The sequence below is a fragment of the Spiroplasma endosymbiont of Acasis viretata genome, assembly GCF_964031275.1.
Classification (GTDB): Bacteria; Bacillota_I; Bacilli_A; order Mycoplasmatales; family VBWQ01; genus Spiroplasma_E; species Spiroplasma_E ixodetis_A.
In genome coordinates, this window is sequence record NZ_OZ035019.1 from 1,061,702 (window position 1) to 1,085,018 (window position 23,317).

Sequence of the window (23,317 nt, forward strand, 5' to 3'; positions counted from 1 at the left end):
CTTATATAAAATAGTTTTAATTATATAGGTTATTAATTGTAAAATTAATATAAATTTGTTATTATTCTTATGTATAAAAAATATAAATAATATAGTAGTTTTTAACCCATTGTTTGTTGAGATAAAAGCAAATGGGTTTTTATTTTGAAAGGAAAATTATAAATGATATTGCAAAAATATAAAAAATTAAAATTAGCAACCTTATTTTTATTTATTTTAACTATTTTAATTATGGTAATTGGTTTAATGTTAATTGGTTTTTCAAGTTTTGATAAAAGTTTTTTTGAAAATCTTAAATTATATAAAGAAAAAAGACTTATTATAGAAATAACACTAGAAATAACAAATGGATTTAGTTTATTAAATTATATGAGTGTAAATTATATTTTAAATCATTCTGCAGAAAATATATGTTCATCAGTAATTCATAATTATGATGGTTATTATGATTGAGTTCAGTTACAAATTGGAGTTATTTTTTGTATAATTTTAACTCCAATTTTTGGATTTTTTACTATTGCATTAACTTTTTTAATTATTGGTTTAAAAGTAAAAATAAAAAATAATAATTTTTGAGATGCAATCCAAAAATGTGAAATAATTAACAGTTATTATGTTCATTAGGTATTTTGTTTTTAAAATATATTAAGTATTATCTTTAGTGAATCAACAAAATATTTTATTTTATATATTGATTTATAATTTCTTATTTATTTAAAAAATATTTTTAATAATTATTTAATTTTGGATGGTCAAAGTTAAATAATTATTTTTTTGTTTTTTTAATTTTGTCATATTATATCTTAAAAAAATAAATTTAAATTTGATAATATGTTTATTTAATAATTTTGTAAAATTAAACGTTTATAATTTTGATTTATATCAGATACTATTATTAAGTTTTAATACCTAAAATAAGTTATAATATAAATAAAAAATAAGGGGTGTTAGATATATGGAAGAAAAAAAAGATGACTTAAAAAATACTCCATTGTCAAATGTTGATAATAGTATTATCAAATCAAATAATGATAATCAATCATTTAAAGATATTGAAGAACAACGTTTTACTACTTATAATCCGTTATTAAGTGATAGTATTAAATTTAAAAGAATGTATTGAAGTTCAAAAATGGAAAATATTGCTCGTATTTTGTTACTTACAGTTTCATGTTTTCATTTAATTTTTTCTTATTTTTTAGCTAACAATTTGGTTAATCAAATTTTGAGTAATAAAGGTAGTAACATGAACCCAACTTATATAATTTATATATTTTTAATTATAACTCTGGGATTTAATTTTATATTTTATTTACCAGTAGCGATTGGTCGCACTGCTAGTGCTATGTTTGGATGATCAATTGTTTATATTATTTTAGCAATTGCTTATTTTATAGTTTTAGAAGTATTTTGTACAATTTTGTTAGTGGTTAATGGATTAGTAAATGAAACTGTTTCTGCAGAAGTTCCAATATTTATGATTATTGTTTTATTAATAACTGTTTTATGATTAATTGCTGCTTGTTTATTAATTGTTAAAAGTGATGATGTAAGAAGAGAATTAAGTGTCGAATAAATAATAAGTAAAGGAGAATATAATGAATACAGATAGTTTACTTTCTAAGCGAATTGAACAATTAATTAAAGTAATTAGCGCTGATGTTTATGAAAAAGAAACTGTTTTTAAACTTGCTATTTTGGCGTTATTATCAGGAGAATCAATATTTTTATTAGGATTACCAGGAATTGCTAAATCATTAATTTCACGACGAATTAAATATGCGCTTCATGATGGACGAAATTTTGAATATTTAATGAATCGTTTTTCTACTCCAGAAGAAATTTTTGGACCAATCTCAATCAAAGATTTATTAAAAGGTAACTATGTAAGAATTATTGATCAATATTTACCTGCTGTTGATATTGCTTTTTTTGATGAAATTTGAAAAGCAGGCCCTTCAATTCAAAATACTTTACTAACTATTATTAATGAAAAAATCTTTCGTAATGGTGGTGTTGATATCAAAGTACCATTAAAACTATTAATTTCAGCTTCCAATGAATTACCAGAAAGCGGTAAAGGTTTAGAAGCTTTATTTGATCGTTTTATTATTAGAATGATAGTTTATGGTTTAACTAATGAAGAAAATTTTAATGATATGCTAGAAAGTATTACTAGTTTAGAAGTAAAAGTTCCGCTTGAATTACAAATTAAAACATCTGAATATGAAAAGTGATTAAAAGAATTGGAAACTACTGTTACTTTAAGCAAAGAAACATTAAGTTTTATTTCTCGTTTTCGTAAAATTTTAACAGAAGCAACTAATGGTAAAGCTTACATTTCTGATCGAAGATGAAAAAAAATTGCAAAATTAATAAAAGCTTCAGCTTATTATAATGGCAGAACAACTACTGATAAGCCTGATTTATTGATTATTCCTTACTGTATTTGAGATAATGAAGTTCAAGAAAAAGAATATACAAAACTTTTCAATGAAGCATATTGTGAAGATTTAACTTACACATTAAAACAAAATCAGATTGAACTGGAAAGTGAGTTGGAAACATTAAGTAATAATGCCGAAAACATTAAAGATAGTCAAAATCAACCATCTATTTACTCCAATCCATTTTCTGAAGAAATTAAAGGTATATATTATCGTTTATTATGACATAGTGATGAATTTCCAATTTGTTTTATTAGTAGAAAGGATTTTCAGTTATTATTACGACGTAATAAAAAAAGTCATAATATTCAATTATTTTATGGTAAAAGTTTAAGTAAAATGGAAGGTAATCAGAAGTTTGAACTACAATTAAAGAATTCTAGTGAATTAATAAATATTACAAATAATTCTATAATTCAAGTTGAATTAACTAATACTGATAGTAAATCACAATTTGGAAATATTAATAGTCAAATTAAAGATTTAAAGCAACAAATTAATGAATTAAAAGTACATTTTGAACAAGAATATCATCGTTTAAGTAAAACCAATTCTATATTTTTTGATGAACAATTTAAATCACTATTAGAAATGGCATTTTTTGATAAAATTTCACAAATACCTGAGGCAGAAACCGAAAAGACTCTTTCATCAGAATCACTAACTGAAGATTCACCAATAACTATCCCAAATGTTAATGACACTAATAATAATTCTGATGTTAATTAAAATAGGTGATTAGTATGGAAGAATTAATTGAATCCTATGTTTCACAAATTTTAGAAACCAAATTAAAAAAAATGTCTTTATCAGAAACAAATTTAAGTATTTTTGCTTGATTTAAAAGAAATTTTGCTTGATTAGCTCCGGAATTTGATCAACAAATTAGTCATTTTTATTTAAATGAAGTTTTAGAAAAAAGTAAAAATATTGTTATTAGTCCCATCATTAAAAGAGAATTACGATTATATTTCTGAGTTATGATTAATGGTATTGATAGATTAAAAAATAATTGACAAGAAATTTACACTAGGGCAAAAACTCTTGATTCACTAATGATTAATTATTTTAATTATTTTCAAGAAAAATTTAAGGATCGTAAACTTAATAGTAAATTAACTTTTGATAATTTTACAAGACATTGAGAAAGTTTAATTGTTCAAAGAATTGTAAATTATAAGTTATTTGAAACTATGCAAATGCGTCAAAAGTATTTAACAATGTGAAGTAATAATATTAAAATTATTAATGAAGTAAGGCATATTATTGGTTTTGCTTGAAATTTTTTTGGACGATTTTGAGAAGGAGATTTAAATGATTTTAAAAAAATTAATTTAAATACTATTATACAATATGGTGAAATTTTAAATAAGAATCCAGCTATTATTGAAATTGCTAGACTACTTGGTCGTTGAAAAGGAATTTCAGGTTTAACAGAAAAGCAGATTCATCAAAAAGTACAAATTGAATATGAATTAAAGCCATTAGGAAAATGGCCTGAAGAAATAGTAGGAATTACCGAGGGTAAAGATTTAGAACATTTATTACCATTAGAATTAGTTAATCTTGCTATTCCAGAGTTAAATGCCATTTTTTATAAAAAATTTGTTGAAGAAAAGTTAGCAATTACAGAGTTTGAATCAATGGATTTAGTTGCCACTGAACATCTTGTTGAAGAAGTTGTAGAAGTACCAATTCCCGAAAGTGAAGGCCCTTTTATCTTATGCATTGATACATCTAAATCAATGAGTCATAGTCCAGAAATTATTGCAAAATCAATTGCGCTGGCTATTAGTAAAATTGCTTTACAAGAAAAAAGACCGTGCTATATGATTAATTTTTCTGGTAAATTTGAAACTTATGACTTATCTAATTTAGTTTCATCAATTCCCAATCTAATTCATTTTTTAGGTCATAGTTTTAAAGGACATACTAATATTAATGCAGCTATTAGTCATGCTTTAACAATTATGCAATCTAAGACATATCATAATGCAGACTTATTGGTAGTTTCTGATTTTTTATCTGCTAATATTACTAAAAATAATATTAATTTAATGTTACAACTAAAAGCAAAAGCTAATCGTTTTCATGCTATTAATATTGCTTCTTCAACATTACCTAATAATTTTAAAAAATATTTTACTAATTATTGACATTATGATCCTCGTGATCCATTTGCTGCGCGAAAAATTGCATTAAATTTAGCTAAAACTAAAAAAATAAAATAATGCATTTCGTTTAAAAATAATTTTTATATAAAATATAAATATTAGACTTGGTGCAAAACTAAGGTAATTCAAAATTATATATTCCTGCTATTAAATTAAATCTTAATGCAAATCTTCGTATTTTATTGCGATATTTTAAAGTTAAAATTTTAAAACGTTTTAGTTTAGCAAATACGTGTTCAATTTTAATTCTAATTTTGCTTAAAGTTTTATTGTATTCTTTTTGAATTGGTATTAATTTATTGTATTTACTTTTTTTAAATGGCAAAAATGTATTTTTATGAATATTTTGTATTCCTTGATAACCTGAATCAACAAAAACTTGTTTTTCTGGATGAATAAAAGTTTTAGATTTTAAAAGTAATTTAAAATCATGAATGCTTCCAAAACAAAAAGCGGTTGAAATAATTTTTCCATTTAAAATATCAATAATTATTTGCGATTTAAGAGTATGATGTTTGTTTTTACCCGAAAAAAGTAATTTTAGTTTTTTTTAATTCTTTCAATTGGAGTTTCAGTAGCATCAATAGCTAGTAAAGTATTATTGATTCCTTTATTTTTGATTAAATCTTTTTTGCCAGATAAATTAAAAATTCCACTTTTTATTAAAGTATTTTCAATTCAAAAAATATTACGAATGCAGCTAGTATGACTAATATTATATCTTTTTGCAATAACTCTATAACTACTATACTCTTTTCAGTATTCTAATGTCATTAATAAACGATTTTCTATTGATAATTTATTAGGTTTACCACCAACTGCTTTTTTAATTGCTTCAGCTTTTTTTAAAATTTCAACCATTTTTTGAAATGTTTGTAGTTTTATTCCCACTAAACTATAAAATTCTTGTTCATCTTTGTATTTTTTTAACATAATAATTATCACCTTTGATATTAATAATAACCGTTAAATTATTAAAATTAAAGGTTTTGCACCAAGTCTTATGTTTAATTAATTCTAGTAAATATAATTAAATGACTAGAAAGAGTGAGTTACAGATGGCTAAAAAGCAAAATATTAATAATAATGATCCAATATCAAAAGCAGTAGATTTATTATTAGAAAATACTGAATATTTAACAACAGTTTTTAAAGAGGGAGGATTGTATAAAGAATTAACAAAAAGATTAGTTGAAAAAATGTTGAATTCTGAGATTCAAAATTATTTAGGATATGATAAGAATCAACATAGTAATAGTGACAATGCTCGTAATGGTATAAGTTCAAAAAAATTAATAACTCAACAAGGTAAAATTGAGATTGATGTACCACGAGATCGCAATAGTAATTTTAATCCTGTAATAGTTGCAAAAAGACAAAGAAGATTTCATTGTTTTGATCAACAAGTTCTTTCTTTATATGCAAAAGGTATGACATTATCAGATATTAGAATGCAATTACAAGAGTTATATCATGGTGCTGATATTAGTGAAAGTGTTATTAGCCAAATTACTGATGATGTTATTGATGATGTAAAAGCATGGCAAAATCGACCATTAGAAAGTGTCTATCCGATTGTTTATTTGGTGGTTGGCCCTTAATTACTGGACCATTTTTGATATAAAATTCTAAATTTTAATTTGTAAAATTGGTGGTTTTAGAAATTTAGAATGTATTCTTTCATAATTATAAAACATAACATATTGATTTACATCATTTATAGCTTCATTGATGGATAAATATTGATTTGATCCTTTAGGTAGTCATTCTTGAGATAAATGAGAAAATCAGTTTTCAGATAATACATTACCACCAATATCATAAGGTTGTTTTTTGCTTAAAATTATTTGTTTATCCTCTGCTCATTTTGTGATATCGTGACAATAAAATTCGTTGGCGTTATCTGAATGTAAAATAACATTTTTTACTTGATTTCAAGAAAATTGTTTGTTGATTTTTTCAAGAGCAGGAAGAATTAAATCCTGATATGATTTATTAGGAGCAATATTATAACTAACAACATTATTTGAATAAAAATCAATAATTACAAAAAGATATAATCATCCTTCTTTAGTATTTATTTGTTTAGTGTCCATTGATCAAATTTGATTTGAAGAGGTTGTACTTTTATAATCTTTGTTTACTTTATCCATTGTAGGTATTCACTTATTTGGATTTTTTTTGTTTTTAGGATAGTTATTTTTAGTTTGTTTTAATCCTTGAATATTGTGTTCTTTCATAATTTTTCGCATTTGTTTTATTGATAATTCTATATTTAAAATGATATTTTTTTCTTGTTTTAATCACTCTTTAAAAGCTGAAAAAATTCTTAAATATCCATAAATTCTGCCTTTTCTTGTAGAATGAAATTCGATTAAAAGTTGGCATATTTTTTGATATTTATGATTGCATTTAATAATATGATTTTCTTCTTTTTTAATAGGTTTTTGTTTATTTTTTAAAAAGTAATATGTTGATCTGTTTAATTGAAGATATTGACATAGGTTTCTAATTGAATATTGATTTTTACAATCATCAATAATTTTAATTTTTTCTTTGATATTTAATTTGTTAATTACTAATGCTATTTGTTTAATTTTATCCATTAATAAAAATCCTTTCAGGTTAAAATTAGTGTTAATTATATAACACAATTGTTTTTAGAATACATTCAGGTTTTTTAAATTAATGGTCTAGTAAAAAGGGCTAAGTGGCTTTTGATTGCATAATAGTGAAAGTACGACAAGATAAAAGGATTATTAATAAATCAGTTTATATAGCTTTAGGAGTTGATTTAGAAGGCAAAAAAGATGTTTTAGGTTTATGAATTAGTGAAAATGAAGGTGCTAAATTTTGATTAGCAAATTTAACAGAAATGAAAAATCGTGGCTTAAATGATATTCTTATTGCCTGCAGTGATAATTTAACAGGCATGTCAGAAGCAATACAATCAGTTTATCTTAAAACAGAACATCAATTATGCATAGTTCATCAAATTAGAAATAGTTTGAAATATGTCTCATATAAGCATAGAAAATCTCTAGTTGCAGATTTAAAACCAATTTATACTGCATGTAGTGAAGAACAAGCAATGCAAGCTTTAGAACCTGTTTAAAATCTTTTCAATAAAATTGAAATAAAGGCAAGAACAACCATTTGTAAGCTAGTATTTAATTTTTTTTCGGTAATGTTTAGTAATCTGTGTAACTTACAAAAATAACTATGTTTAATTAATTCTAGTAAATATAATTAAATGACTAGAAAGAGTGAGTTACAGATGGCTAAAAAGCAAAATATTAATAATAATGATCCAATATCAAAAGCAGTAGATTTATTATTAGAAAATACTGAATATTTAACAACAGTTTTTAAAGAGGGAGGATTGTATAAAGAATTAACAAAAAGATTAGTTGAAAAAATGTTGAATTCTGAGATTCAAAATTATTTAGGATATGATAAGAATCAACATAGTAATAGTGACAATGCTCGTAATGGTATAAGTTCAAAAAAATTAATAACTCAACAAGGTAAAATTGAGATTGATGTACCACGAGATCGCAATAGTAATTTTAATCCTGTAATAGTTGCAAAAAGACAAAGAAGATTTCATTGTTTTGATCAACAAGTTCTTTCTTTATATGCAAAAGGTATGACATTATCAGATATTAGAATGCAATTACAAGAGTTATATCATGGTGCTGATATTAGTGAAAGTGTTATTAGCCAAATTACTGATGATGTTATTGATGATGTAAAAGCATGACAAAATCGACCATTAGAAAGTGTCTATCCGATTGTTTATTTTGATTGCATAGTAGTGAAAGTACGACAAGATAAAAGGATTATTAATAAATCAGTTTATATAGCATTAGGAGTTGATTTAGAAGGCAAAAAAGATGTTTTAGGATTATGAATTAGTGAAAATGAAGGTGCTAAATTTTGATTAGCAAATTTAACAGAAATGAAAAATCGTGGCTTAAATGATATTCTTATTGCCTGCAGTGATAATTTAACAGGCATGTCAGAAGCAATACAATCAGTTTATCTTAAAACAGAACATCAATTATGCATAGTTCATCAAATTAGAAATAGTTTGAAATATGTCTCATATAAGCATAGAAAATCTCTAGTTGCAGATTTAAAACCAATTTATACTGCATGTAGTGAAGAACAAGCAATGCAGGCTTTAGAATCGTTTGAAAGTAAATGAAATAAACAATATCCTCAAATTGCTAAATCTTGATATAAAAATTGAGATAATTTAATGGTTTTTATTAGTTATCCAGTAGAAATCAAAAGAGTGATTTATACTACAAATGCTATTGAATCTGTAAATAGTCAATTACGAAAAGTTATCAGAAATAAAAAAGTTTTTCCTAATGATATGGCAGTTTTTAAAATATTTTATTTAGCAATTGAAAATATAACAAAAAAATGAACAATGCCCATTCAAAATTGAAATACAGCAATTGCTCATTTTATGATAAAATTTGAAGATAGAATTAATCTAAACTAGTACTTTGTAAAACAAAGATACACAGATTACATAAAAGCCTCTTTTTTTCACAATTTTTTCATAATCTTCTGCATTTTTCTAATCATGCAAAACTTCGTTCTACAACTCATCTTTTTGGTAATACTACAAAAGAATGTAATTCATTACGTTTTATAACTTCAACATTTGCATTTATAATTGTTTTAATTTTAGAAGCAAATTTTTCACCAGTATAACCAGCATCTACTAGTATTTTTTGAACTGCAGAAAGATTCTCTTTTTCATTTTCAATCATTATTATAGCACTATTACGATCTGTTTTTTCTGCTGTGGTTATGTAAATTGCATGTGGTAAACCTTGAGAATCAACAGCAATATGACGCTTTATTTCTGAAATCTTTTTACCAGCATCATAACCTTTATTTTTAGTAGTATCTGTATTTTTAACACTTTGTGAATCAATTATACAAAAACTAGTTTGTTCTTTTCTACCATTATTGATACGAAATGCCTTGACTAATTTTTTTTAAAACTAATTGTAATACACTAGGTTCTTTATCATTATTTTTACTTCAAGCTTGAAAATAATAATATACAATTTGTCATTTTGGAAAATTTTTTGGTAACATTCTTCACTGGCAACCACTTTTTAATACATATAAAACTGCACAAAATACTTCATATAAATCTAAACTTCTTGGTTTAGTTCTCTTTTTAGTATTTTCTAAAATTGATTTTATATTTTCAAATTGCTCTTTGCTAACATTACTAGGATAATTTTTACACATATATACCTCTTATTTTAAAATATATAATCATTTTATCCTATTCTCTAAAAGATTTTAAACAGGTTCTTAGAATCCTTTGAAAATAAGTGAAATAAACAATATCCTCAAATTGCTAAATCTTGATATAAAAATTGAGATAATTTAATGGTTTTTATTAGTTATCCAGTAGAAATCAAAAGAGTGATTTATACTACAAATGCTATTGAATCTGTAAATAGTCAATTACGAAAAGTTATCAGAAATAAAAAAGTTTTTCCTAATGATATGGCAGTTTTTAAAATATTTTATTTAGCAATTGAAAATATAACAAAAAAATGAACAATGCCCATTCAAAATTGAAATACAGCAATTGCTCATTTTATGATAAAATTTGAAGATAGAATTAATCTAAACTAGTACTTTGTAAAACAAAGATACACAGATTACATAAAAGCCTCTTTTTTCACAATTTTTTCATAATCTTCTGCATTTTTCTAATCATGCAAAACTTCGTTCTACAACTCATCTTTTTGGTAATACTACAAAAGAATGTAATTCATTACGTTTTATAACTTCAACATTTGCATTTATAATTGTTTTAATTTTAGAAGCAAATTTTTCACCAGTATAACCAGCATCTACTAGTATTTTTTGAACTGCAGAAAGATTCTCTTTTTCATTTTCAATCATTATTATAGCACTATTACGATCTGTTTTTTCTGCTGTGGTTATGTAAATTGCATGTGGTAAACCTTGAGAATCAACAGCAATATGACGCTTTATTTCTGAAATCTTTTTACCAGCATCATAACCTTTATTTTTAGTAGTATCTGTATTTTTAACACTTTGTGAATCAATTATACAAAAACTAGTTTGTTCTTTTCTACCATTATTGATACGAAATGCCTTGACTAATTTTTTTTAAAACTAATTGTAATACACTAGGTTCTTTATCATTATTTTTACTTCAAGCTTGAAAATAATAATATACAATTTGTCATTTTGGAAAATTTTTTGGTAACATTCTTCACTGGCAACCACTTTTTAATACATATAAAACTGCACAAAATACTTCATATAAATCTAAACTTCTTGGTTTAGTTCTCTTTTTAGTATTTTCTAAAATTGATTTTATATTTTCAAATTGCTCTTTGCTAACATTACTAGGATAATTTTTACACATATATACCTCTTATTTTAAAATATATAATCATTTTATCCTATTCTCTAAAAGATTTTAAACAGGTTCTTAGAATCCTTTGAAAATAAGTGAAATAAACAATATCCTCAAATTGCTAAATCTTGATATAAAAATTGAGATAATTTAATGGTTTTTATTAGTTATCCTGCAGAAATCAAAAGAGTGATTTATACAACAAATGCTATTGAATCTGTAAATAGTCAATTACGAAAAGTTATCAGAAATAAAAAAGTTTTTCCTAATGATATGGCAGTTTTTAAAATATTTTATTTAGCAATTGAAAATATAACAAAAAAATGAACAATGCCCATTCAAAATTGAAATACAGCAATTGCTCATTTTATGATAAAATTTGAAGATAGAATTAATCTAAACTAGTACTTTGTAAAACAAAGATACACAGATTACATAAAAGCCTCCCTGCTCTTGAAAAAATCAACAAACAATTTTCTTGAAATCAAATAAAAAATGTTATTTTACATTCAGATAACGCCAACGAATTTTATTGTCAAGATATCACAAAATGAGCAGAGGATAAACAAATAATTTTAAGCAAAAAACAACCTTATGATATTGGTGGTAATGTATTATCTGAAAACTGATTTTCTCATTTATCTCAAGAATTACTACCTAAAGGATCAAATCAATATTTATCCATCAATGAAGCTATAAATGATGTAAATCAATATTTTATGTTTTATAATTATGAAAGAATACATTCTAAATTTCTAAAACCACCAATTTTACAAATTAAAATTTAGAATTTTATATCAAAAATGGTCCAGTAATTAAGGGCCAACCACCAAAAATGAACAATGCCCATTCAAAATTGAAATACAGCAATTGCTCATTTAATGATAAAATTTGAAGATAGAATTAATCTAAACTAGTACTTTGTAAAACAAAGATACACAGATTACATAAAAGCCTCGTTTTTTCTGAAGAGAAAGAAAAAATAGATTTAAATAATGTTTTATTACTTAGTGCTATATTTGATAAACTTTTTGATCGCGGATTAATTACATTTGATATTAATGGCTATATTAGACTTGGTACAAAACTAAGGTAATTCAAAATTATATATTTCTGCTATTAAATTAAATCTTAATGCAAATCTTCGTATTTTATTGCGATATTTTAAAGTTAAAATTTTAAAACGTTTTAGTTTAGCAAATACGTGTTCAATTTTAATTCTAATTTTGCTTAAAGTTTTATTGTATTCTTTTTGAATTGGTATTAATTTATTGTATTTACTTTTTTTAAATGGCAAAAATGTATTTTTATGAATATTTTGTATTCCTTGATAACCTGAATCAACAAAAACTTGTTTTTCTGGATGAATAAAAGTTTTAGATTTTAAAAGTAATTTAAAATCATGAATGCTTCCAAAACAAAAAGCGGTTGAAATAATTTTTCCATTTAAAATATCAATAATTATTTGCGATTTAAGAGTATGATGTTTGTTTTTACCCGAAAAAAGTAATTTTAGTTTTTTTTTAATTCTTTCAATTGGAGTTTCAGTAGCATCAATAGCTAGTAAAGTATTATTGATTCCTTTATTTTTGATTAAATCTTTTTTGCCAGATAAATTAAAAATTCCACTTTTTATTAAAGTATTTTCAATTCAAAAAATATTACGAATGCAGCTAGTATGACTAATATTATATCTTTTTGCAATAACTCTATAACTACTATACTCTTTTCAGTATTCTAATGTCATTAATAAACGATTTTCTATTGATAATTTATTAGGTTTACCACCAACTGCTTTTTTAATTGCTTCAGCTTTTTTTAAAATTTCAACCATTTTTTGAAATGTTTGTAGTTTTATTCCCACTAAACTATAAAATTCTTGTTCATCTTTGTATTTTTTTAACATAATAATTATCACCTTTGATATTAATAATAACCGTTAAATTATTAAAATTAAAGGTTTTGCACCAAGTCTATTATATTTTCTGATTTATTACCAAATAATGATGTGTATAAGCTTAAAAAAATTATTAAAAATAAACAGTTAAGATTTAATAATGAACAAAAAGAATATATAAAATATCATAGGGAAAAAATATTTAGGTATATTAATGGATTTTTATTATTAGGCTAAATATATTTGTTAGAACTTTTTTATGTTATGAATTTTAATAGGGATTTGTTTATAATTTTTTTATGATAAATTTAGCTAAAACTAAAAATAAATCTTAATCTTAATTTTTGATAGTTATTTTTTTGCTTTAATAATGATAAAATATTATTAGAGGGAAAAATAAACTGATAATGAGAGATGGATAATATGAAAAAAAATAATTTAATTTTAAGTAAAACATTAGTTATTATTAGTGTTTTAACAGTAACAATTAGTTTATCAATTTTTCCATTATTTAATTGGGGTGTTCCATTAAAAAACAATATTGCTATTATTATTACTTTAATCGTTAATAAAGAACCAATCACTAGTAGTTTTTATAAACAATTAATGACTAGTGATAGTATAGTTTCTTTATATACTTTTGGAACATTATTGATTTTTAATTTAACTTATTTAATACCATTAATTTTTATTAAAAAACCTTTTTCAAGATCAGTTTTTGCTATACACATGTTATTAATAATCTTAGTATTGATACTTTTTGTATTAGTACTTTTTAATTACTTTAATATTAGAAATTTTCAAACTATTCCTTTTAAAGATTTATGAACAATTCCTTGAGCAGGTATTGGTTTAAGTTTACTTACTATTTTTTGATATGGCTTAAAAAATTTATGAGTTAATCCTCCACAATTATCAAAAAAAACTAATGATTATAGTAAAAACAAAAAAGAAGAAATTAAAAGTGATGATTTACCATCATATGAAGATTTACAATTGCAATTAAAAACGTTAAAAAAACAATTAAAAGAAGTTAGAAATATTAAAACTAAGAAATAATAAAAGTTATTTTAGAACCTGTTTAAAATCTTTTAGAGAATAGGATAAAATGATTATATATTTTAAAATAAGAGGTATATATGTGTAAAAATTATCCTAGTAATGTTAGCAAAGAGCAATTTGAAAATATAAAATCAATTTTAGAAAATACTAAAAAGAGAACTAAACCAAGAAGTTTAGATTTATATGAAGTATTTTGTGCAGTTTTATATGTATTAAAAAGTGGTTGCCAGTGAAGAATGTTACCAAAAAATTTTCCAAAATGACAAATTGTATATTATTATTTTCAAGCTTGAAGTAAAAATAATGATAAAGAACCTAGTGTATTACAATTAGTTTTAAAAAAAATTAGTCAAGGCATTTCGTATCAATAATGGTAGAAAAGAACAAACTAGTTTTTGTATAATTGATTCACAAAGTGTTAAAAATACAGATACTACTAAAAATAAAGATTATGATGCTGGTAAAAAGATTTCAGGAATAAAACGTCATATTGCTGTTGATTCTCAAGGTTTACCACATGCAATTTACATAACCACAGCAGAAAAAACAGATCGTAATAGTGCTATAATAATGATTGAAAATGAAAAAGAGAATCTTTCTGCAGTTCAAAAAATACTAGTAGATGCTGGTTATACTGGTGAAAAATTTGCTTCTAAAATTAAAACAATTATAAATGCAAATGTTGAAGTTATAAAACGTAATGAATTACATTCTTTTGTAGTATTACCAAAAAGATGAGTTGTAGAACGAAGTTTTGCATGATTAGAAAAATGCAGAAGATTATGAAAAAATTGTGAAAAAAAATTAAATACTAGCTTACAAATGGTTGTTCTTGCCTTTATTTCAATTTTATTGAAAAGATTTTAAACAGGTTCTAAAATTAAAATAATTATAAATTCAAATGTTGAAGTTATAAAACGTAATGAATTACATTCTTTTGTAGTATTACCAAAAAGATGAGTTGTAGAACGAAGTTTTGCATGATTAGAAAAATGCAGAAGATTATGAAAAAATTGTGAAAAAAAATTAAATACTAGCTTACAAATGGTTGTTCTTGCCTTTATTTCAATTTTATTGAAAAGATTTTAAACAGGTTCTTAGAATTTTAATTTGTAAAATTGGTGGTTTTAGAAATTTAGAATGTATTCTTTCATAATTATAAAACATAACATATTGATTTACATCATTTATAGCTTCATTGATGGATAAATATTGATTTGATCCTTTAGGTAGTCATTCTTGAGATAAATGAGAAAATCAGTTTTCAGATAATACATTACCACCAATATCATAAGGTTGTTTTTTGCTTAAAATTATTTGTTTATCCTCTGCTCATTTTGTGATATCGTGACAATAAAATTCGTTGGCGTTATCTGAATGTAAAATAACATTTTTTACTTGATTTCAAGAAAATTGTTTGTTGATTTTTTCAAGAGCAGGAAGAATTAAATCCTGATATGATTTATTAGGAGCAATATTATAACTAACAACATTATTTGAATAAAAATCAATAATTACAAAAAGATATAATCATCCTTCTTTAGTATTTATTTGTTTAGTGTCCATTGATCAAATTTGATTTGAAGAGGTTGTACTTTTATAATCTTTGTTTACTTTATCCATTGTAGGTATTCACTTATTTGGATTTTTTTTGTTTTTAGGATAGTTATTTTTAGTTTGTTTTAATCCTTGAATATTGTGTTCTTTCATAATTTTTCGCATTTGTTTTATTGATAATTCTATATTTAAAATGATATTTTTTTCTTGTTTTAATCACTCTTTAAAAGCTGAAAAAATTCTTAAATATCCATAAATTCTGCCTTTTCTTGTAGAATGAAATTCGATTAAAAGTTGGCATATTTTTTGATATTTATGATTGCATTTAATAATATGATTTTCTTCTTTTTTAATAGGTTTTTGTTTATTTTTTAAAAAGTAATATGTTGATCTGTTTAATTGAAGATATTGACATAGGTTTCTAATTGAATATTGATTTTTACAATCATCAATAATTTTAATTTTTTCTTTGATATTTAATTTGTTAATTACTAATGCTATTTGTTTAATTTTATCCATTAATAAAAATCCTTTCAGGTTAAAATTAGTGTTAATTATATAACACAATTGTTTTTAGAATACATTCAGGTTTTTTAAATTAATGGTCTAGTAAAAAGGGCTAAGTGGCGCCAACCACCTAGTTTGCCAAATGAAGATAAAGCAGAAGAAAAATTAAGTTCTTCTTTGAGATTAATAAATTCTTTATAAGAAAAAAAGATTTTAGTTAAGAATGGATTTAAAAAGTTATTATTTAAAATAACTTTTTAAATTTATATATTAAATATAATTAATTATCAATGATATTATTGGCAATTAAATATAATAAATAAGTAACATTATGTACTTATTTATTTCAATGTTATAATTATTTTAAGATTAAATTTAAAAATATATAATTAGATTGGAAGTAAAAAAAATGATTCCCGAATATCGATTATTTAACCATCTTTTGCTTTTAAAAAGTAATTATTTTTTTAAGCGCGAAATTAAAAAAAAAATAGGTCATTTAAAAGCAAAAGATTATCGTAATACTTATAACTTAATATTTAATAGTAATCAAAATTTAATGTTTATGAAAATAATAAGTGTTTATTTATATTTCAATAAAATTTCTTATAAAGAATATTTAAGATTAGTTGCAAATTTTATATTAACTATTTCTGCTTTAATTCCTACTTTTAAGCGTCAAGAAAAACAGTTAGATGATTATCAAAATGCCAAGGAACTTTTATTATTACTTGGATGTAAAGATCAAATAAAAGTTTGGTTTGATGATACTTCAAAAGTAATATTACCTAATTTTTTGATAAATAATTCTAATTTGAAAAAAGAAAGTTTGCTAATAATTAAAAGATTGGTAAATATTAGTGGTAATATTTTTATTAATTTAACTAAGAATGAAACAAACATAAAAAATAATTATGAGTTTGGAAGTTTATTAATGTTATTTTATTTGTTGGATTTAGAAACCAGAAAAACATTGCTGACAAAAGATAGTACTGATTTAAATTTAAAAGCTTTTTTTTCATATGAAACTTTATTTACTAATAAGTTGATAATTTTAGATGAATTGGTTAAATGCGCTATGCGCTTAGAACAAACTAATTTTAATTTTTATATTAGAATAATGAATTATTCTTTGTTAGGAAATTATCAATAAATTAAGGATAAAAAATATGAATAATTATGATGTAAAAGTTGATAATATTAAAAGTAAATTTTTAAATATTAATAAAGATATTATTATTGCTTTACCTTCTATTTATGATCAAAATATTGCTTATGAAGTTTATTTAGTTTTTGATGGTAAAGATATGTTACTTAATAGTAATAGTAATATTTTATTTGAAAATAATAGTAATTGTATTTTTATTGGTATTGGTAGTACCAATAATATGACTCGTTTTAATGATTTAGCAACTTATACCAATGATGATGTAAAAATATTAATGACAAAATATTTTCCTGAATTAAAAAAAAGTAACATTGATTTTCTTGGTGGTAATGGTAAAAATTACTTAGAATTTATTATTAATGAGGTTATACCATTTGTTATTAAAAAGTTTAATTTAAAAATTAAAAATTTAAATGCCATTGGTTGTTCTTTGGGGGCATATTTTTGTTTACAAATGTTATATTTATCAAAATTACAATTTACAAAATTATTATTATTTTCGCCAGCAATTTGATTTAATTCACAAATTATTGAAGATTTAAAAACTAAATTTTTAAATAATAATCAACCTTTAATAGTTGAACTATGGGTAGGAAAAAAAGAACCAAAGTTTTTTGAAGGCAAATTAGTAACAAATTATGAAAGTAATACTATTGAATTAAAAAAAATATTAACTAATAGAAAAATTACTACTAATCTAGTAATTGATGAAAATGGTGCTCATGGTTTTAAATGATGAATTAAATATATTAATGAAAATCCTTTAATTCTTATTAGCTAATTGAAACTATGGTTTTTCTTTTTTTCTAAGGTGGTTGGCCCTTAATTACTGGACCATTTTTGATATAAAATTCTAAATTTTAATTTGTAAAATTGGTGGTTTTAGAAATTTAGAATGTATTCTTTCATAATTATAAAACATAACATATTGATTTACATCATTTATAGCTTCATTGATGGATAAATATTGATTTGATCCTTTAGGTAGTCATTCTTGAGATAAATGAGAAAATCAGTTTTCAGATAATACATTACCACCAATATCATAAGGTTGTTTTTTGCTTAAAATTATTTGTTTATCCTCTGCTCATTTTGTGATATCTTGACAATAAAATTCGTTGGCGTTATCTGAATGTAAAATAACATTTTTTACTTGATTTCAAGAAAATTGTTTGTTGATTTTTTCAAGAGCAGGAAGAATTAAATCCTGATATGATTTATTAGGAGCAATATTATAACTAACAACATTATTTGAATAAAAATCAATAATTACAAAAAGATATAATCATCCTTCTTTAGTATTTATTTGTTTAGTGTCCATTGATCAAATTTGATTTGAAGAGGTTGTACTTTTATAATCTTTGTTTACTTTATCCATTGTAGGTATTCACTTATTTGGATTTTTTTTGTTTTTAGGATAGTTATTTTTAGTTTGTTTTAATCCTTGAATATTGTGTTCTTTCATAATTTTTCGCATTTGTTTTATTGATAATTCTATATTTAAAATGATATTTTTTTCTTGTTTTAATCACTCTTTAAAAGCTGAAAAAATTCTTAAATATCCATAAATTCTGCCTTTTCTTGTAGAATGAAATTCGATTAAAAGTTGGCATATTTTTTGATATTTATGATTGCATTTAATAATATGATTTTCTTCTTTTTTAATAGGTTTTTGTTTATTTTTTAAAAAGTAATATGTTGATCTGTTTAATTGAAGATATTGACATAGGTTTCTAATTGAATATTGATTTTTACAATCATCAATAATTTTAATTTTTTCTTTGATATTTAATTTGTTAATTACTAATGCTATTTGTTTAATTTTATCCATTAATAAAAATCCTTTCAGGTTAAAATTAGTGTTAATTATATAACACAATTGTTTTTAGAATACATTCAGGTTTTTTAAATTAATGGTCTAGTAAAAAGGGCTAAGTGGCCTACAAGAATTAGTACAAGCATGTGAAAAAGCAAAAGAATTTTATTTATTTAAAACAAAACCAAATGAACAAGGTATTACTAATTTAATTGTTGGAAGTTATGATTATGTTGCTAATACTGATTATTTTAAAGATTTTCAATATTATGTAAGTTTAGAAAGTTTGAGATTTAGATATTGATTAAAAAATAAATTTAATAAAAATGATGTTTTAGAACCTGTTTAAAATCTTTTCAATAAAATTGAAATAAAGGCAATAACAACCATTTGTAAGCTAGTATTTAATTTTTTTTCACAATTTTTTCATAATCTTCTGCATTTTTCTAATCATGCAAAACTTCGTTCTACAACTCATCTTTTTGGTAATACTACAAAAGAATGTAATTCATTACGTTTTATAACTTCAACATTTGCATTTATAATTGTTTTAATTTTAGAAGCAAATTTTTCACCAGTATAACCAGCATCTACTAGTATTTTTTGAACTGCAGAAAGATTCTCTTTTTCATTTTCAATCATTATTATAGCACTATTACGATCTGTTTTTTCTGCTGTGGTTATGTAAATTGCATGTGGTAAACCTTGAGAATCAACAGCAATATGACGCTTTATTTCTGAAATCTTTTTACCAGCATCATAACCTTTATTTTTAGTAGTATCTGTATTTTTAACACTTTGTGAATCAATTATACAAAAACTAGTTTGTTCTTTTCTACCATTATTGATACGAAATGCCTTGACTAATTTTTTTTAAAACTAATTGTAATACACTAGGTTCTTTATCATTATTTTTACTTCAAGCTTGAAAATAATAATATACAATTTGTCATTTTGGAAAATTTTTTGGTAACATTCTTCACTGGCAACCACTTTTTAATACATATAAAACTGCACAAAATACTTCATATAAATCTAAACTTCTTGGTTTAGTTCTCTTTTTAGTATTTTCTAAAATTGATTTTATATTTTCAAATTGCTCTTTGCTAACATTACTAGGATAATTTTTACACATATATACCTCTTATTTTAAAATATATAATCATTTTATCCTATTCTCTAAAAGATTTTAAACAGGTTCTTAGATTTTCTTTATAAAGTTTTTGATAAAAGTAAAATTGAAAAAATATTTTTAAATAAACGAATTTTACATTAGTTTTTTTAATATTTGTATTTTTTTGTTGTTTTGTTATACTTTAATTGTAGTAAGTATTTTAAGTTGTTCTTCCACGAAGCTTAGAATGCTTACTTATTTTTTATATTTGTTGAAAATATTATTAATTATGTTATATTTTTAGTATAAGTTTATATTAATTTGAAATTAGTTTTTAAGTTAATGTTTAACTTATTTAAATTGGTTAACAATTTCGTGGAAGAAATAGTTAAATATTAATATTAAGAACTTTTTATTTATTAAATTAATTTTATAGTTTTGTATTTTTAATTTAATTATTTATAATTGTTTGCCAATTTAATCTATTTTTAAAATTATAGAAAGGGTTGGCAATTTTTATGTTTAAAGTTCAATTGGTTAATATTGATAAAAATAGAATGATACCAAATAAAAATAATCATGGTCAAAATTTGAAATTTGATGTTTTAACTTTTTTAGAAATTAATAAACAAACTAATATACCTACCGGTAAAGTACGGGATAAATGATATAACCCGTTAGTAGTTAATGATTTTACACAATATTTACATAAACTTAGTTTTAAAGTTGGTAATTATTATGATTTAAAATTAGATTTATCCGCTACTATTGTAGATATTACTGAATGAAAATAATAATAGACTTGGTGCAAAACCTTTAATTTTAATAATTTAACGGTTATTATTAATATCAAAGGTGATAATTATTATGTTAAAAAAATACAAAGATGAACAAGAATTTTATAGTTTAGTGGGAATAAAACTACAAACATTTCAAAAAATGGTTGAAATTTTAAAAAAAGCTGAAGCAATTAAAAAAGCAGTTGGTGGTAAACCTAATAAATTATCAATAGAAAATCGTTTATTAATGACATTAGAATACTGAAAAGAGTATAGTAGTTATAGAGTTATTGCAAAAAGATATAATATTAGTCATACTAGCTGCATTCGTAATATTTTTTGAATTGAAAATACTTTAATAAAAAGTGGAATTTTTAATTTATCTGGCAAAAAAGATTTAATCAAAAATAAAGGAATCAATAATACTTTACTAGCTATTGATGCTACTGAAACTCCAATTGAAAGAATTAAAAAAAACTAAAATTACTTTTTTCGGGTAAAAACAAACATCATACTCTTAAATCGCAAATAATTATTGATATTTTAAATGGAAAAATTATTTCAACCGCTTTTTGTTTTGGAAGCATTCATGATTTTAAATTACTTTTAAAATCTAAAACTTTTATTCATCCAGAAAAACAAGTTTTTTTTGATTCAGGTTATCAAGGAATACAAAATATTCATAAAAATACATTTTTGCCATTTAAAAAAAGTAAATACAATAAATTAATACCAATTCAAAAAGAATACAATAAAACTTTAAGCAAAATTAGAATTAAAATTGAACACGTATTTGCTAAACTAAAACGTTTTAAAATTTTAACTTTAAAATATCGCAATAAAATACGAAGATTTGCATTAAGATTTAATTTAATAGCAGGAATATATAATTTTGAATTACCTTAGTTTTGCACCAAGTCTAATGTATAAATTAAAAATTAAATAAGGGGCTTATATATGGATTATATATTTTTCGTTAAGCCCCAATGGATTAGATTATAATTCATATACAAGCTCCTTATTAGTATATAAAGTAAGGAGTTTTATTTATGCCTAATGAGTTAGAACAAACTAGTAATTATACTTTGACTAAAATATTAAGAACTGGATTAAGTCCTTTAAGTGCTATGGTAGGAATTAGTGCTTATTATGGTCAATATTTAAAAGACCCAGTATTAGGTTCTATTAATTCTTTGTTATTTAGTAAAAAGTTAGGAATTGATATATGGAATATTAACCAAAGACGCCACTTGCCACTTGCCACTTAGCCCTTTTTACTAGACCATTAATTTAAAAAACCTGAATGTATTCTAAAAACAATTGTGTTATATAATTAACACTAATTTTAACCTGAAAGGATTTTTATTAATGGATAAAATTAAACAAATAGCATTAGTAATTAACAAATTAAATATCAAAGAAAAAATTAAAATTATTGATGATTGTAAAAATCAATATTCAATTAGAAACCTATGTCAATATCTTCAATTAAACAGATCAACATATTACTTTTTAAAAAATAAACAAAAACCTATTAAAAAAGAAGAAAATCATATTATTAAATGCAATCATAAATATCAAAAAATATGCCAACTTTTAATCGAATTTCATTCTACAAGAAAAGGCAGAATTTATGGATATTTAAGAATTTTTTCAGCTTTTAAAGAGTGATTAAAACAAGAAAAAAATATCATTTTAAATATAGAATTATCAATAAAACAAATGCGAAAAATTATGAAAGAACACAATATTCAAGGATTAAAACAAACTAAAAATAACTATCCTAAAAACAAAAAAAATCCAAATAAGTGAATACCTACAATGGATAAAGTAAACAAAGATTATAAAAGTACAACCTCTTCAAATCAAATTTGATCAATGGACACTAAACAAATAAATACTAAAGAAGGATGATTATATCTTTTTGTAATTATTGATTTTTATTCAAATAATGTTGTTAGTTATAATATTGCTCCTAATAAATCATATCAGGATTTAATTCTTCCTGCTCTTGAAAAAATCAACAAACAATTTTCTTGAAATCAAATAAAAAATGTTATTTTACATTCAGATAACGCCAACGAATTTTATTGTCAAGATATCACAAAATGAGCAGAGGATAAACAAATAATTTTAAGCAAAAAACAACCTTATGATATTGGTGGTAATGTATTATCTGAAAACTGATTTTCTCATTTATCTCAAGAATGACTACCTAAAGGATCAAATCAATATTTATCCATCAATGAAGCTATAAATGATGTAAATCAATATGTTATGTTTTATAATTATGAAAGAATACATTCTAAATTTCTAAAACCACCAATTTTACAAATTAAAATTTAGAATTTTATATCAAA

The 23,317-nt window shown here is 22.8% G+C and carries 22 protein-coding genes and 6 pseudogenes; 19 read left to right on the forward strand and 9 right to left on the reverse strand.

Going from position 1 to position 23,317, the window contains the following annotated elements; translation table 4 throughout:
* Positions 1-162 precede the first annotated feature (162 nt).
* The 4 genes from AAHM96_RS05940 to AAHM96_RS05955 all read left to right on the forward strand — a co-directional run bounded on the left by AAHM96_RS05940 (position 163) and on the right by AAHM96_RS05955 (position 4,678).
* Complete coding sequence (locus AAHM96_RS05940) at positions 163-624, forward strand: hypothetical protein (RefSeq protein WP_281749117.1); 462 nt, start codon at positions 163-165, stop codon at positions 622-624.
* Between the two features lie 331 nt (positions 625-955).
* The gene (locus tag AAHM96_RS05945) at positions 956-1,576 is read left to right on the forward strand and encodes a hypothetical protein (protein WP_281749118.1); all 621 of its coding nucleotides are present in this window, start codon (positions 956-958) and stop codon (positions 1,574-1,576) included.
* A 22-nt stretch (positions 1,577-1,598) separates the two neighbouring features.
* A complete protein-coding gene (locus AAHM96_RS05950; RefSeq protein ID WP_342272940.1) occupies positions 1,599-3,176 on the forward strand; it encodes an AAA family ATPase in 1,578 nt (525 codons plus the stop codon).
* Positions 3,177-3,190: 14 nt separating this feature from the next.
* A complete protein-coding gene (locus AAHM96_RS05955) occupies positions 3,191-4,678 on the forward strand; it encodes a VWA domain-containing protein (protein WP_342272941.1) in 1,488 nt (495 codons plus the stop codon).
* Between the two features lie 58 nt (positions 4,679-4,736).
* Here the strand turns inward: AAHM96_RS05955 and AAHM96_RS08550 are convergent, their stop codons facing one another.
* Both AAHM96_RS08550 and AAHM96_RS08555 read right to left on the reverse strand, forming a co-directional pair.
* Positions 4,737-5,159 carry a transposase family protein gene (locus AAHM96_RS08550; RefSeq protein WP_425288769.1) on the reverse strand — a complete coding sequence of 141 codons (423 nt, stop codon included), beginning with the start codon at positions 5,157-5,159 and terminating at the stop codon, positions 4,737-4,739.
* Positions 5,160-5,161: 2 nt separating this feature from the next.
* Complete coding sequence (locus AAHM96_RS08555; RefSeq protein ID WP_342272745.1) at positions 5,162-5,554, reverse strand: transposase family protein; 393 nt, start codon at positions 5,552-5,554, stop codon at positions 5,162-5,164.
* A gap of 125 nt (positions 5,555-5,679) precedes the next feature.
* Between AAHM96_RS08555 and AAHM96_RS05965 the strand changes: the two are divergent.
* Positions 5,680-6,204, forward strand: a pseudogene (locus tag AAHM96_RS05965) (transposase); the annotation flags it as partial.
* A 45-nt stretch (positions 6,205-6,249) separates the two neighbouring features.
* Here AAHM96_RS05965 and AAHM96_RS05970 read toward each other — a convergent pair.
* Positions 6,250-7,227: an IS3 family transposase gene (locus AAHM96_RS05970; RefSeq protein ID WP_342272824.1), complete on the reverse strand. Its 978-nt coding sequence runs from the start codon at positions 7,225-7,227 to the stop codon at positions 6,250-6,252.
* Between the two features lie 104 nt (positions 7,228-7,331).
* Between AAHM96_RS05970 and AAHM96_RS05975 the strand changes: the two are divergent.
* Together AAHM96_RS05975 and AAHM96_RS05980 are read left to right on the forward strand one after the other, a co-directional pair.
* A pseudogene (locus AAHM96_RS05975) lies at positions 7,332-7,727 on the forward strand (IS256 family transposase); the annotation flags it as partial.
* A gap of 171 nt (positions 7,728-7,898) precedes the next feature.
* Entirely contained in the window at positions 7,899-9,137 is a 1,239-nt protein-coding gene (locus AAHM96_RS05980) for an IS256 family transposase (protein WP_342273737.1), read from the forward strand.
* Here the strand turns inward: AAHM96_RS05980 and AAHM96_RS05985 are convergent.
* A protein-coding gene (locus AAHM96_RS05985; protein WP_425288743.1) for an IS5 family transposase occupies positions 9,124-9,904 on the reverse strand; the annotation gives its coding sequence in 2 pieces (ribosomal slippage) (positions 9,124-9,633 and positions 9,635-9,904; 780 coding nt in all). The two genes, AAHM96_RS05980 and AAHM96_RS05985, sit on opposite strands and share 14 nt — an antisense overlap.
* Positions 9,905-9,970: 66 nt before the next feature.
* Between AAHM96_RS05985 and AAHM96_RS05990 the strand changes: the two are divergent.
* Positions 9,971-10,300 (forward strand): annotated as a pseudogene (locus AAHM96_RS05990) (transposase); the annotation flags it as partial.
* On the opposite strand, the gene AAHM96_RS05995 reads toward AAHM96_RS05990, so the two are convergent.
* A protein-coding gene (locus AAHM96_RS05995; RefSeq protein WP_342272945.1) for an IS5 family transposase occupies positions 10,292-11,066 on the reverse strand; the annotation gives its coding sequence in 2 pieces (ribosomal slippage) (positions 10,292-10,804 and positions 10,806-11,066; 774 coding nt in all). The pseudogene AAHM96_RS05990 and the gene AAHM96_RS05995 sit on opposite strands and share 9 nt — an antisense overlap.
* Before the next feature lie 66 nt (positions 11,067-11,132).
* Between AAHM96_RS05995 and AAHM96_RS06000 the strand changes: the two are divergent.
* Positions 11,133-11,462 (forward strand): annotated as a pseudogene (locus AAHM96_RS06000) (transposase); the annotation flags it as partial.
* A gap of 577 nt (positions 11,463-12,039) precedes the next feature.
* Positions 12,040-12,153 (forward strand): HNH endonuclease, encoded by a 114-nt coding sequence (locus tag AAHM96_RS08560; protein WP_425288786.1) that lies wholly within the window; start codon positions 12,040-12,042, stop codon positions 12,151-12,153.
* Here the strand turns inward: AAHM96_RS08560 and AAHM96_RS06005 are convergent.
* Positions 12,145-12,963: an IS5 family transposase gene (locus AAHM96_RS06005; RefSeq protein WP_342272947.1), complete on the reverse strand. Its 819-nt coding sequence runs from the start codon at positions 12,961-12,963 to the stop codon at positions 12,145-12,147. The genes AAHM96_RS08560 and AAHM96_RS06005 overlap by 9 nt on opposite strands.
* Before the next feature lie 414 nt (positions 12,964-13,377).
* Between AAHM96_RS06005 and AAHM96_RS06010 the strand changes: the two genes are divergently transcribed.
* From AAHM96_RS06010 to AAHM96_RS06020, 3 genes and pseudogenes are all read left to right on the forward strand, one after another.
* Positions 13,378-14,013, forward strand: a complete 636-nt coding sequence (locus AAHM96_RS06010; RefSeq protein ID WP_342272948.1) for a hypothetical protein — start codon at positions 13,378-13,380, stop codon at positions 14,011-14,013.
* 80 nt (positions 14,014-14,093) lie between these two features.
* A protein-coding gene (locus tag AAHM96_RS06015) for an IS5 family transposase (protein ID WP_342272949.1) occupies positions 14,094-14,883 on the forward strand; the annotation gives its coding sequence in 2 pieces (ribosomal slippage) (positions 14,094-14,354 and positions 14,356-14,883; 789 coding nt in all).
* Between the two features lie 33 nt (positions 14,884-14,916).
* Positions 14,917-15,105: pseudogene (locus tag AAHM96_RS06020) on the forward strand (transposase); the annotation flags it as partial.
* Here AAHM96_RS06020 and AAHM96_RS06025 read toward each other — a convergent pair.
* A complete protein-coding gene (locus AAHM96_RS06025; RefSeq protein ID WP_342272950.1) occupies positions 15,088-16,092 on the reverse strand; it encodes an IS3 family transposase in 1,005 nt (334 codons plus the stop codon). The pseudogene AAHM96_RS06020 and the gene AAHM96_RS06025 overlap by 18 nt on opposite strands.
* A gap of 382 nt (positions 16,093-16,474) precedes the next feature.
* Between AAHM96_RS06025 and AAHM96_RS06030 the strand changes: the two genes are divergently transcribed.
* Together AAHM96_RS06030 and AAHM96_RS06035 are read left to right on the forward strand one after the other, a co-directional pair.
* Positions 16,475-17,233, forward strand: coding sequence for a hypothetical protein (locus tag AAHM96_RS06030; protein ID WP_342272951.1), 759 nt, complete (start codon positions 16,475-16,477; stop codon positions 17,231-17,233).
* A gap of 16 nt (positions 17,234-17,249) precedes the next feature.
* Positions 17,250-18,029 (forward strand): alpha/beta hydrolase-fold protein, encoded by a 780-nt coding sequence (locus tag AAHM96_RS06035; protein WP_281748266.1) that lies wholly within the window; start codon positions 17,250-17,252, stop codon positions 18,027-18,029.
* A gap of 72 nt (positions 18,030-18,101) precedes the next feature.
* On the opposite strand, the gene AAHM96_RS06040 is transcribed toward AAHM96_RS06035, so the two are convergent.
* Together AAHM96_RS06040 and AAHM96_RS06045 are read right to left on the reverse strand one after the other, a co-directional pair.
* Positions 18,102-19,079, reverse strand: a complete 978-nt coding sequence (locus tag AAHM96_RS06040) for an IS3 family transposase (RefSeq protein WP_342265776.1) — start codon at positions 19,077-19,079, stop codon at positions 18,102-18,104.
* Positions 19,080-19,409: 330 nt separating this feature from the next.
* Positions 19,410-20,199, reverse strand: a protein-coding gene (locus AAHM96_RS06045) for an IS5 family transposase (protein WP_342272952.1) whose coding sequence is annotated in 2 segments (ribosomal slippage) — positions 19,410-19,937 and positions 19,939-20,199 — 789 coding nt in all. Because the reading frame shifts where the segments join, the coding sequence is not laid out codon by codon here.
* A gap of 497 nt (positions 20,200-20,696) precedes the next feature.
* Between AAHM96_RS06045 and AAHM96_RS06050 the strand changes: the two genes are divergently transcribed.
* From AAHM96_RS06050 to AAHM96_RS06065, 4 genes and pseudogenes are all read left to right on the forward strand, one after another.
* Positions 20,697-20,972 carry a hypothetical protein gene (locus tag AAHM96_RS06050; RefSeq protein WP_342272757.1) on the forward strand — a complete coding sequence of 92 codons (276 nt, stop codon included), beginning with the start codon at positions 20,697-20,699 and terminating at the stop codon, positions 20,970-20,972.
* Positions 20,973-21,045: 73 nt separating this feature from the next.
* Positions 21,046-21,863 (forward strand): annotated as a pseudogene (locus tag AAHM96_RS06055) (IS5 family transposase).
* A 143-nt stretch (positions 21,864-22,006) separates the two neighbouring features.
* The gene (locus AAHM96_RS06060; protein WP_342272758.1) at positions 22,007-22,225 is read left to right on the forward strand and encodes a hypothetical protein; all 219 of its coding nucleotides are present in this window, start codon (positions 22,007-22,009) and stop codon (positions 22,223-22,225) included.
* A gap of 100 nt (positions 22,226-22,325) precedes the next feature.
* A complete protein-coding gene (locus AAHM96_RS06065) occupies positions 22,326-23,303 on the forward strand; it encodes an IS3 family transposase (protein ID WP_342272797.1) in 978 nt (325 codons plus the stop codon).
* The last annotated feature ends 14 nt before the right edge of the window (positions 23,304-23,317 follow it).